Raw genomic sequence first — 11,163 nt, forward strand, 5'->3', positions numbered from 1 at the left:
CTTCCATCTGCATCACGCGCCGGTTGATCAGATGCTTTTCCATCTTGAAATCGGGGATGCCATAGCGCAGCAATCCGCCGATCCGGTCCGACTTTTCGAACACAGTCACCGAATGCCCCGCACGCGCCAGCTGCTGCGCACAGGCCAGGCCCGCCGGGCCCGAACCGACAATCGCCACCGATTTGCCGCTCTTGCGCGCCGCCGCTTGCGGCGTGATCCAGCCTTCTTTCCACCCGCGATCGACCAGCGCGCATTCGATCGATTTGATCGTCACCGGCTGGTCGATGATGTTGAGCGTGCACGCCGCCTCGCACGGCGCGGGGCAGATGCGCCCGGTGAACTCTGGGAAATTGTTGGTCGAATGCAGATTGTCGAGCGCCTCGCGCCAATCGTCCTCATAGACCAGATTGTTCCAGTCGGGGATCTGGTTGTTCACCGGGCAACCATTATGGCAATAGGGAATGCCGCAATCCATGCAGCGCGCCGCCTGCGCTTTCAGGCTCGCGGCACCCAGCGGCACGGTGAATTCGCGGTAATGCTTCAGCCGTTCGGCCGGCGCGTCATAGCCGCGATCCTTGCGATCGAGTTCAAGAAAACCCTTGGTCTTGCCCACGTTTTTTCAGTCCTGTCCTTATTCGGCCGCGATGCTGGCGGCTTCGCGCCGCTCGCTCTCGATCTGGCGCAGCGCGCGCGCATAATCGCGCGGCATGACTTTGACAAAGCGCGGCAATTCCTCGGCCCAATTGTCGAGGATCATGCGCGCGCGCGCGCTCGCCGTATGCAGATGGTGCCGCTCGATCAGAATGCGCAGCCGCTCGGCATCGTGGCGCAGCATATCGCCCATGCCATAATCGCTCACATCGATCGCGCGCTGCTGCGGGCGATCCGTGCCCCAAGCCTCATCGGCATCATCATCGCGCGTCGGCGAAACCGGGGTCAGATCGACCATCGCGGGGTTGCACAGCATGGCGAACCGGCCCTCGGGGTCATAGACATAGGCGATCCCGCCAGACATGCCGGCGGCAAAATTGCGCCCCGTTGCGCCCAGCACCACCACCACGCCGCCGGTCATATACTCGCAGCCATGATCGCCGGTGCCCTCGACCACAGCGATGGCGCCCGAATTGCGCACGGCAAAGCGCTCACCGGCCACACCGCCGAGATAAGCCTCGCCCGCGATTGCGCCGTAAAGCACGGTATTGCCAACGATGATGTTGCGCGTCGGATCGCGGTCCACATCGCCCGGCTGGCGCACGACCAGCCGTCCGCCCGAGAGCCCCTTGCCGACATAGTCATTGGCATCGCCCACCAGATCGAGCGTCACCCCATGCGCCAGAAACGCACCGAACGATTGCCCGGCAACCCCGCTGAAGCTGATGTGGATCGTATTGTCGGGCAGCCCGCGATGGCCATAGCGGCGCGCCACTTCGCCCGAAAGCATCGCGCCGACCGTGCGGTTGACATTGCGCACCGCGCGTTCGATCCGCACCGGCTCGCCCCGCTCCAGCGCGGGCGCAGCAGCGGCGATCAGATCGTTGTCGAGCGCGGCGGCCAGCCCGTGATCCTGCGTCTTGCTCCAGCCGAGGGTGGTGCCCTCGGCCGGCTTCACCCGGTGGAGCAGCTTAGACAGGTCAATCCCTTGCGCCTTCCAGTGCGACACCGCGCCGCGCGCATCGAGGCAATCGACCCGGCCAACCATCTCGCTCACGGTGCGAAAGCCAAGTTCGGCCATCAGCGCGCGCAATTCTTCTGCGACGAAGAAGAAATAGTTGATCACATGTTCGGGCTGGCCGGTAAACCGCGCGCGCAGCACCGGGTCTTGCGTCGCCACGCCCACCGGGCAAGTATTGAGGTGGCATTTGCGCATCATGATGCACCCCGCCGCAATCAGGGGCGCGGTGGCAAAGCCATATTCGTCCGCGCCGAGCAGCGCGGCGACCGCCACATCGCGGCCCGTGCGCAGGCCGCCATCGGCCTGCACCGCGATCCGGCTGCGCAAGTTGTTGAGCAGCAAGGTCTGCTGCGTCTCGGCCAAGCCGATTTCCCAAGGGCTTCCGGCATGGGTCAGCGAGGTCAGCGGCGAAGCCCCGGTCCCGCCTTCATAGCCCGAGATCGTCACATGATCGGCGCGCGCCTTCGATACGCCCGCCGCCACGGTGCCCACGCCCACTTCGGAGACCAGCTTGACCGAAATCCGCGCCGCGCTGTTCACATTCTTGAGATCGTGGATCAGCTGCGCCAGATCCTCGATCGAATAGATATCGTGGTGCGGTGGCGGTGAGATCAGGCCAACCCCGGGGGTCGAATGACGGGTCTTGCCGATCACCTTGTCGACCTTGTCGCCGGGCAATTGGCCGCCTTCGCCGGGCTTTGCGCCTTGCGCCATCTTGATCTGGATGTCGTCGGCATTGACGAGGTATTCGGTGGTCACGCCAAAGCGCCCGCTCGCCACCTGCTTGATCGCCGAACGCATCGAATCGCCATTGCTCATCGGCAAATAGCGGTCCGGCTCCTCGCCGCCCTCGCCGGTGTTCGATTTGCCGCCGATGCGGTTCATCGCGATGGCCAGCGTAGTATGCGCCTCGCGGCTGATCGAGCCGAACGACATCGCGCCGGTGGCAAAGCGCCGCACGATGGCGCTGGCCGGCTCCACTTCGTCCAGCGCAACCGCAGGGCCTGCCGGCTTCAATTCCATCAGCCCGCGAATGGTCAGCATCCGCTCCGACTGATCGTTGATCGAGGCGGCAAATTCGCGGTACTTTTCGGGCAGATTGCCGCGCACTGCATGTTGCAGGCTGGCAACATTGCTCGCGGTCCAGGCATGCTCCTCGCCGCGCAGGCGCAGCTGGTACATGCCCCCGACATCGAGCATCTTGCGATAGATCGGGTTGTCGCCATAAGCTTCGCTGTGGCGGCGCACCGTCTCCTCGGCGATTTCGCGCAGGCCCACGCCTTCGATCATCGTCGCGGTGCCGGTGAAGTATTTGTCGACAAAGGCCGAAGACAGCCCGACCGCATCGAAAATCTGCGCCCCGCAATAAGATTGATAGGTCGAAATGCCCATCTTGGACATGACCTTGAGCACACCCTTGCCGATCGCCTTGATATAGTTCTTCTCGGCGTCCTTGGCCGCAATCGGCAGGTCCTTGGCGATCCGCGTTGCCTCGATCGTTTCGAACGCCATATAGGGGTTGATCGCCTCCGCGCCATATCCCGCCAGCGCGCAGAAATGGTGCACCTCGCGCGCCTCGCCGGTTTCCACGACGAGCCCGGCCTGCATGCGCAGGCCCTGGCGCACCAGATGATGATGCACCGCAGCGGTTGCCAGCAGCGCCGGCATCGCAATGCGGTCCTCGTCCTGCCCCCGGTCGGACAGGATCAGGATGTTCTTGTCGGCCAGCACCGCCTCGGTCGCCGCCCAGCACATTTCCTTGATCGCCATCTCAAGGCCCTCGGCCCCGCTCGCCGCGGCCCAGGTGGTGTCGATCGTCGCGGTGCGAAACGCGCCGTCGAGCACCGCCTCGACCGAACGGATCTTGGCGATATCGGCATTGGTCAGGATCGGCTGGTCGACTTCGAGCCGCTTGTGCGTGCCCGCATCATGTCCCAGCAGATTGGGACGCGGCCCGATCATCGAAACCAGGCTCATCACCAATTCCTCGCGGATAGGGTCGATCGGCGGGTTGGTCACTTGCGCGAAGTTCTGCTTGAAATAATCGTACAGCATCCGCGAACGGCGCGAGAGCACGGCGATGGGGGTGTCGGTGCCCATCGAGCCCAGCGGATCATCGCCCGCCAGCGCCATCGGTTCGAGGAACCGGGCGATATCTTCCTGCGTATAGCCAAACGCTTGCTGGCGATCCAGCAGCGTGCTGGTCACGACCGGCAGCGACCCTGCTTCGGGCTCGACGACTTCGAGCTCCTTCAGCTTGTACTGCGCGGCCTCCAGCCATTCCTGATACGGGTAATCGCCGGCAAGCTGCGCCTTGATCTCCTCGTCCTCGATGATCCGGCCCTGCTCCAGATCGATCAGCAGCATGCGCCCCGGCTGCAGCCGCCACTTGCGCACGATGTCCGCTTCGGCAAACGGCAGCACGCCGCTTTCCGAGGCCATGCACACCAGATCATCGCGCGTGATCGAGAAGCGCGCGGGGCGCAGACCGTTGCGATCGAGCGTCGCGCCGATCTGGCGGCCATCGGTAAAGGCGACCGCCGCCGGGCCGTCCCACGGCTCCATCAGCGCAGCATGATATTCGTAAAACGCGCGGCGCGCGGGCGACATCAACGGATTGCCCGACCACGCTTCCGGGATCAGCATCATCACCGCATGCGCAAGGCTGTATCCGCCCGCGAGCAGCAGTTCGAGCGCGTTGTCGAGGCTGGCGGTGTCGGACTGGCCATGCGGGATCAGCGGCCACATCTTGTCCAGATCGGGGCCGAGCAGCTCCGATTCCATCGTGCGGCGGCGCGCATTCATCCAGTTGACGTTGCCGCGCACCGTGTTGATCTCGCCGTTGTGCGCGATGAGGCGGTAAGGATGCGCCAGCTTCCAGCTGGGGAAGGTATTGGTCGAAAAGCGCTGATGCACCAGCCCGAGCGCCGAAACGCACGCCGGATTGCGCAGATCGTCATAGAACGAGCCGACTTGCGTCGCGAGCAGCAGCCCCTTGTAAACAATGGTGCGCGAGGAAAAGCTCGGCATGTAAAGCTCGCGCACCCCCGGCAGGCCATGCTTGGCGGCCAGCGCCGCCAGCGGGTTCTGGGTCTGCTTGCGGATCGCCAGCAGCTTGCGCTCGAACGCGTCCTGATCGGGGCAGTTCTCGCCGCGCTTGATCAGGCACTGGCGGATCACCGGCATCTGCTCGATCACCGCCTTGCCCAGACCCGCGGCGGTCGTGGGCACATCGCGCCAGCCGATCAGCTCCTGCCCTTCCTTGGCGATGAACTTCTCGAAAAACTCGGTGACGAAAGTCCGGCTGGCATCATCCTGCGGCAGGAAGCACATCGCCACGGCATAATCGCCGGGAGCAGGCAAGATTTTGCCTTCGTTCTGCGCCCAATCGCGCAGCAGCGCATCGGGCAGTTGGATCAGGATGCCCGCGCCGTCGCCCAGCAGCGGGTCCGCGCCGACCGCGCCGCGATGATCAAGATTATGCAGGATTTCAAGCGCTTGCTGGATAATCGCGTGGCTTTTGGTGCCCTTGATATGGGCAACGAACCCAACCCCGCATGCATCATGCTCGTTTCGCGGATCATAAAGGCCCTGAACCGGCGGAAAACCCATCTCAATAATCGTCCTGCACCCAGAAAAAAGAACACGCGCGCACGAATCGTCATGCCCGACAGGCAAACAATGTTGCGCGGCGATCCCCCATGACTGCAGGAAAGTTATTTTGCAAGAACGCCCGCCCGATTGCCCTTAGAGCCGGGGAGGAAATACGATTGCCGGTGCGCGCGCGCCGCTGCTCAGCCGCCGCGCTCGGGCAAGGCCCCGCCCCGATCAGCTCTGCGCGGCCATCCGCTTCAATGTGGCGAGCGCCGCGCGCAAGGCGGCATCGGCATCTTCGGCCGAGGTGAACTGCGGGCGCGGCATCGGGACCGGCGCTTTGGCAGCAGGCGCCGCGCGCGCCTGTTGGCGCATCGCCGCCAGGCCAAGGCGCGCCGCCTCGCCGGGAAACGCCAGCACGGGATCGGCGGCGGTCCGCGCGTCGCCGCCCTCGGCGGCGGGCACGGCGGCCACTAACGAGGCATAGCGCGCGGTCAGGTCGCTCAGCGGGGGAACAAGCGATGGCCCCGGCGCTTCGGACCCCGGCACCTCGGGAATCGCGCCCGGATCGGCCAGCGCATTCTCGCGAGCAGCGCCGGTCGGCGCGATGGGCGAACCGGCTAACGGACGCGCAAACCGCGCCGGCGGGGCAGCCATGGCCTCGCCCGCTGGAGCGCTCTGGCGGTTGCTGCGCCGCGCGTCCAGCGCCAGCGCCAGCCGCTCGATCAATTGCAGCATGCCCAGGCTGTCCAGCGGCAGCTCAGTCAGCAATTTGCCCGTCAGCCTGTCGCCATCCAGCAATCCCGCCGCGCGCGCCGCATCAATCGCGGCCTCTTGCAAGGGTGCGGGAGAAGGCGAGGCGTCGGGCGCATCCGGCTCTGCAAGATCGGGCGGAGCAAGCTCGCTGAGCAGGATCGGCTCCTGCGCCAAAGGCACATCGACGGCCGCCGCCTCATCGCTCGATACGGCGGCGACCCGCGCGGGAAAGCGGGTCGGCGGGTCCGCATCCGCCATTTGCGGCGCAGGCGAGATGGGCAGGTCATCCGCCACCGGCCCGCCGGGAATGGGATCAGCCGCCAGATCATCGGTCAGTTCCAGCGGACGGCGCGGCGGCGCATCAGGGTGCGCGTCGCGCGCGCGCACTTTCGGTGCCGCGGTCGACACGGGCTGTTCCTGCGCCGGGAGCGGGGCCGAGGGCATGGTGAAAGGCGGGGCCGAGGAAGGGGCCGACACTGGCCCCGCAGCAGCGGTCGCGCCAGCCGTTCGGCGCAGCGGCGGCGTATTTTTCTGCACAGGTTCCCGGGCCGGAGCGCGGCGCTGGATCGCCATGCCGATCATCATCCCCGCAGCACCTCCCGCCAGCGCCATGAACAGCGCCAGCGCCATGCGCGCGGTAAAGCCCAAAGGCGGCGCGGCGGCCGGGATGATCGCGGGCAAGCCGGTCATGACAACCAGCCGCGCCAGCGCGCTGGCCGAAATCGCGAGGCTGCCCAGCCCGAAGAGAGCGGCACACCACAGCGCGGTGAACATCGGAAAAAGCCGGTGCGCGGCAAGGGCATGAAGTTCTTGCGAAGCGGGCCTGCCAGCCTTCTTGCCAGCCTTCTTGGACGTGTTCGGACGGCTGATCACCTGGCTCGGACCCCATTAGCGGTTCGCGGATCGCCAGAGCCTGCCGGAAATTCAGGCAATAGCCCTGACGAGCGAAGAGCTTTGGGCTAACACTGTTTGGTAAACAGAATCATAACGCTTGGCATTGGCGGCCCAGTTGTGCGCAGTTTCAACAAACCGGCGGCCGCGCGCGCGCTGCGCGTCCCAGCCATCGCGGCTGCCCAGCAGGGCGATCATCGCGGCGGCAAGTCCGGCGGGGTCGTCAGGCGGAAACAGCGTTCCCGTCACGCCGTCCTCGATCAGCTCGCGGTGCCCGCCAACCGCGCTTGCGGCCACCAGCGTGCCTTGCGCCATCGCCTCCAACGGTTTGAGCGGCGTGACCAGCTCGGTCAGGCGCATCGCCTTGCGCGGATAGCACACCACATCGACCAGCGCGTAGTATCGCTCCACCTCCTGATGCGGCACGCGCCCGACAAAGCGGATCGCATGCGCTGCGGGGGATGCGCTCGCCTGCGCGCGGTGCGCATCTTCGGCGGGGCCGCCGCCGACCAGCAGCAGCCGCGCGCCCGGAACCGCCGCGACGATGCCCGGCATCGCCGCGATCAGATCATCGAGCCCTTCATAGGGATAAAAGCTGCCCAGAAATCCGATCACCGGGCCTTCGCCCAGATCGAGTTGCTGCGCCAGCGCGGCATCGCGCTGCTGCGGCTGGCCAAACACGGCCATATCCACGCCGTTGGGCATGATCGTGATCCGCTCCGGCGCGGTGCCGCGCGCGATCAGATCATCGCGCAGGCCCCGGCAGATCGTCACCACCGCGCCTGCGCCAGCGATCACATGGTTTTCGAGTTGGCGCGTCAGCCAGTATTTGGCCGAGCCGCGCGTGCCGGTGCCGTTGCCGACTGCGGCATCTTCCCAAAACGCGCGGATTTCATAAACCACCGGCAAACCCAGTCGCTCGCCAGCGCGCAGCGCCGCAAGCCCGCCCAGCGCGGGCGAATGGGCATGGAGCACTTCGGGCCGGAATACGCGCGCCACCGCTTCGATTCGTTCGGCCAGCGCCGCCATTTCGCGCCATTCGCCGATCAGCGGCGGGCCGGAAGGCCGGCCGGGCGTGCGGTGAAAGATCAGATCGTCGACCACCTCGGGATTGGTCACCGCCGGTGGCCCCTCCTGGCGCAGCCCGGTCACGCATTGCACCTCGTGCCCGGCGGCCTGCTGCGCCTTCAATATGGCGCGCGTGCGAAAGGCATAGCCGCTTTGCAACGGCAGGCTGTGGTCCAGAACGTGAAGCACCCGGGTCATGGCGCGTCTGATGGCACGGGAAGGCTTAACGCCGCGTCAACCGCAGCGCGCTATTGCGTTGCCATCTTCAGGAATTCCGGGCGCGCCGCATGATCGATATCTTCACCGTGATAGTGCCGCATGCCCTGATGGCGCTGGCCATCTGGCGTCTGCTGCCGCGCGATGATCTCGATCAGGATCCGCATCTTCCGGTCAAGGCAGACATGTTCCGCCAAAAGCGCCCGCTCAAGGCCGAGCGCGCTCATCCCAAACCGGCGCGTACCCGCGATGCTTAATCTCTTCCTGACCGCATTTGTCGCCGGGTTCCTTGGCGCCGGCATGAAGCGGCCATTCCTGTTCGTGCTGGCCTATGCCTATATCGACGTGGTCGGGCCGCAGAAGGTCACCTGGGGCTTCCTCGCGCATGTTCCGGTTTCGCTGATCGCGTTCGCGTGCGCCTTCATCGGCTGGATGGTGGCCGACAACAAGGACGGCGCCCGCTTTTCGCCGCGCCAGTTCGTCCTGCTGGCGCTGCTCATCTATTGCGGGATCACCACCAAGCTCGCCGATTTTCCCGTCGAAGCCGCCGAAAAATGGTCATGGGTCTGGAAAGCGCTGATCTTTGCGCTGTTTCTGCCGCTCACTCTGCGCACCAAGCTGCGGATCGAGGCGCTAATTCTGGTGATGGTGCTCTCGGTCGGCGTCATCGTCATCGGCGGCGGGATCAAGACGCTGGCCTCGGGCGGCGGCGGCTATGGCGAGCTCAAGCTGCTCGTGAACGACAACACCGGGCTTTATGAAGGCTCGATCATTTCGGCAGTGGCGATCTGCATTATCCCGCTGGCGCTGTGGCTTGCCCGCTATGGTACGATTTTCAAACCGAGCTGGATGATCACGCTGTTCGCGTGGGGCATCTGCTTTGCCTGCATCCTCATGCCGATCGGCACCCAGGCGCGCACCGGCCTCATCTGCGTGGGCGTGCTCGGCATCATGATGCTGCGCTCGACCAAGCGGCGGATGACTTATATTTCTTTGGTCACGATCGCCGGGCTCGTCGCGATGCCGCTGTTGCCGCAAAGCTTTACCGAGCGGATGAGCACGATCGGCAATCACAAGGCAGATCAGTCCGCCTCCACCCGGCTTGAAGTGTGGAAATGGACCATCGACTACGCCAAGACGCATCCGTTCGGTGGCGGCTTCGATGCCTTCCGCCAGAATGAGGTGGTCTATGAGACGGTCAAGGCGGATTATGCCGGGGCGAACAACGCCGTCATCGCGAAGGATCGGATCGTTGAAAAGGCCCGCGCCTATCACTCCAGCTACTTCGAGATGCTCGGCGAACAAGGCTACCCCGGCCTGGGTCTGTGGCTGCTGCTGCATCTGATGGGCGTGCTGCAAATGGAAGTGCTGCGCCGTCGCTATGCCAAAAACGCGCCCGATGGCTTTGGCTGGGTCACGCCGCTCGCCGATGCGCTGCAACAGGCGCAGATCGTCTATCTGATCGGGGGCGCGTTTGTCGGCATCGCCTTCCAGCCGTTCTGCTACATGCTGGTCGGGCTGCAATGCGGGCTCAGCGGCTATATGGGCCGCATCCGGCGCACGGTGCCTCCTCCTTTCCGCGTTGCCCGCAAAACCTCTGCCCCGCCGGTGCTCGAACCTGCCATGTGAAGCGCGTTGCCCGTTGCGCGGCAAGCGCGTTGCGGCCATGACAGGGCAGCACATTTCGCAGCAGGGATAAGACGGCATGGCAAATCTGATGGACGCAAACGCAATCAAGGCACTGGTTGGCCAGGTGGTCGGCACATCGCAATGGATTGAAATCTCGCAGGAGCGGATCAACACTTTCGCCGAGGCGACCGGCGATTTCCAGTTCATCCACATCGATCCCGTGGCCGCAGCGCAAACGCCCTTTGGCGGCACCATCGCACATGGCTTTCTCACCCTTTCGCTGATCCCGCTGCTCACCGCCGAAAGCGATTGCCCGCGCCCCGCCGGGGTCAAGATGGGCGTCAACTACGGCGGCAACAAAACCCGCTTCATCGCCCCGGTCCGCTCGGGCAAGTCGGTGCGCGGCATTTTCAAACTGCTCGAACTCGAAGAAAAGCGCCCCGGCCAGTGGCAGCAATCGATGGAAATCACCGTCGAGATCGAAGGCGAGGAAAAGCCCGCGCTGATCTGCGAATGGATCACCCAGTTCTTCATCTAAAGCGCGAGGGGGGGACAAAAGCGCCACCAGTCCCCCTCCCGCCTGCGGGAGGGGTTAGGGGTGGGCTCGCAACCTCACCGCCGCAACCACCGCCTGAACCTCAAGCGCAACACCTTCAGCATTGCCGAGCACCTGGGCATTGGTGAACCGCACCACCCGATAACCCGCCGCCTCGATCGCGCGCGTCCGCGCCTCGTCGGCCTGCTGCCGCATCTCATGGCTAAAGCCATCAATTTCTATGACCAACATCAATTCCCGGCACAGGAAATCGGCGAAATACGGCCCGACCGGCATCTGACGACTGAACCTTGCGCCCAGTTGCCCGCGCGCAAGATAACGCCAAAGTCGCCGCTCCGCAGGAGACGCCTCGCGGCGCAGGGCGCGGGCGCACTCGGTGTTGCGGGGTTTGAAGGTCGGCATGTAAACAAGAATGCCCACCCCCAACCCCTCCCGCAAGCGGGAGGGGGAGAAGAAAGTGCGCGCGTTCGCAAATCAAGCACAACCACTCCCCCTCCCCCCTTCGACAGGCTCAGGATGAGCGCGAGGGGGGGGGGGCGAAAGCACAACCAGTCCCCCTCCCGCCTGCGGGAGGGGTTAGGGGTGGGCAGCCTCCACACACAAACTCCTTGACAAAACGAACCATATAGGCCAAATGCCCCCGCAGATCGGGAGCGGGCTTGGCCGGCCTTGCCTTCGCTCTTTCGGCCTTTGCCCTCACCGGGAAAGGCTGATGCGACCGGTGCGGGCTGCGGGTTCAAGGTGGGGCGGTTTCCCCAAGTCCTTGATCAGGCGACTTACC

8 protein-coding genes are annotated in these 11,163 nt (G+C 64.9%); 3 read left to right on the forward strand and 5 right to left on the reverse strand.

The features are described 5' to 3' along the window. From Q0O40_RS13410 to Q0O40_RS13425, 4 genes are all read right to left on the reverse strand, one after another. The coding region (locus Q0O40_RS13410) for an FAD-dependent oxidoreductase (protein WP_295530784.1) at positions 1-613 on the reverse strand (613 nt) is incomplete at its 3' end. Between the two features lie 18 nt (positions 614-631). Then, positions 632-5,284, reverse strand: coding sequence for a glutamate synthase large subunit (gltB, locus tag Q0O40_RS13415; RefSeq protein ID WP_295530787.1), 4,653 nt, complete (start codon positions 5,282-5,284; stop codon positions 632-634). A gap of 216 nt (positions 5,285-5,500) precedes the next feature. Continuing rightward, positions 5,501-6,895 (reverse strand): hypothetical protein, encoded by a 1,395-nt coding sequence (locus tag Q0O40_RS13420; RefSeq protein WP_295530790.1) that lies wholly within the window; start codon positions 6,893-6,895, stop codon positions 5,501-5,503. A 51-nt stretch (positions 6,896-6,946) separates the two neighbouring features. Next, the gene (locus tag Q0O40_RS13425; RefSeq protein WP_295530793.1) at positions 6,947-8,179 is read right to left on the reverse strand and encodes a TIGR04063 family PEP-CTERM/XrtA system glycosyltransferase; all 1,233 of its coding nucleotides are present in this window, start codon (positions 8,177-8,179) and stop codon (positions 6,947-6,949) included. 89 nt (positions 8,180-8,268) lie between these two features. On the opposite strand from Q0O40_RS13425, the gene Q0O40_RS13430 reads away from it, so the two are divergent. The 3 genes from Q0O40_RS13430 to Q0O40_RS13440 all read left to right on the forward strand — a co-directional run bounded on the left by Q0O40_RS13430 (position 8,269) and on the right by Q0O40_RS13440 (position 10,364). Next, positions 8,269-8,454, forward strand: coding sequence for a hypothetical protein (locus tag Q0O40_RS13430; protein ID WP_295530811.1), 186 nt, complete (start codon positions 8,269-8,271; stop codon positions 8,452-8,454). Next, positions 8,447-9,826, forward strand: coding sequence for a putative O-glycosylation ligase, exosortase A system-associated (locus Q0O40_RS13435; RefSeq protein ID WP_295530799.1), 1,380 nt, complete (start codon positions 8,447-8,449; stop codon positions 9,824-9,826). Before Q0O40_RS13430 ends, Q0O40_RS13435 begins: the two co-directional genes overlap by 8 nt. Positions 9,827-9,914: 88 nt before the next feature. Then, on the forward strand, positions 9,915-10,364 hold the full coding sequence (locus Q0O40_RS13440; RefSeq protein WP_295530808.1) for a MaoC family dehydratase: 450 nt from the start codon (positions 9,915-9,917) through the stop codon (positions 10,362-10,364). 54 nt (positions 10,365-10,418) lie between these two features. Here Q0O40_RS13440 and Q0O40_RS13445 read toward each other — a convergent pair whose 3' ends face one another. Further along, positions 10,419-10,784: an endonuclease domain-containing protein gene (locus tag Q0O40_RS13445; RefSeq protein ID WP_295530809.1), complete on the reverse strand. Its 366-nt coding sequence runs from the start codon at positions 10,782-10,784 to the stop codon at positions 10,419-10,421. Positions 10,785-11,163 lie beyond the last annotated feature (379 nt).

Origin of the sequence: Novosphingobium sp. Chol11, from assembly GCF_945870625.1 — a bacterium.
Taxonomy (GTDB): Bacteria; Pseudomonadota; Alphaproteobacteria; order Sphingomonadales; family Sphingomonadaceae; genus Novosphingobium.

Excerpts from the sequence above, each read along its gene's own strand:
- Q0O40_RS13440 (WP_295530808.1), top strand. The coding sequence starts at position 9,915 with ATGGACGCAAACGCAATCAAGGCACTGGTTGGCCAGGTGGTCGGCACA.
- Q0O40_RS13445 (WP_295530809.1), bottom strand. The coding sequence starts at position 10,784 with ATGCCGACCTTCAAACCCCGCAACACCGAGTGCGCCCGCGCCCTGCGC.
- Q0O40_RS13435 (WP_295530799.1), top strand. The coding sequence starts at position 8,447 with ATGCTTAATCTCTTCCTGACCGCATTTGTCGCCGGGTTCCTTGGCGCC.
- gltB (WP_295530787.1), bottom strand. The coding sequence starts at position 5,284 with ATGGGTTTTCCGCCGGTTCAGGGCCTTTATGATCCGCGAAACGAGCAT.
- Q0O40_RS13430 (WP_295530811.1), top strand. The coding sequence starts at position 8,269 with ATGATCGATATCTTCACCGTGATAGTGCCGCATGCCCTGATGGCGCTG.
- Q0O40_RS13425 (WP_295530793.1), bottom strand. The coding sequence starts at position 8,179 with ATGACCCGGGTGCTTCACGTTCTGGACCACAGCCTGCCGTTGCAAAGC.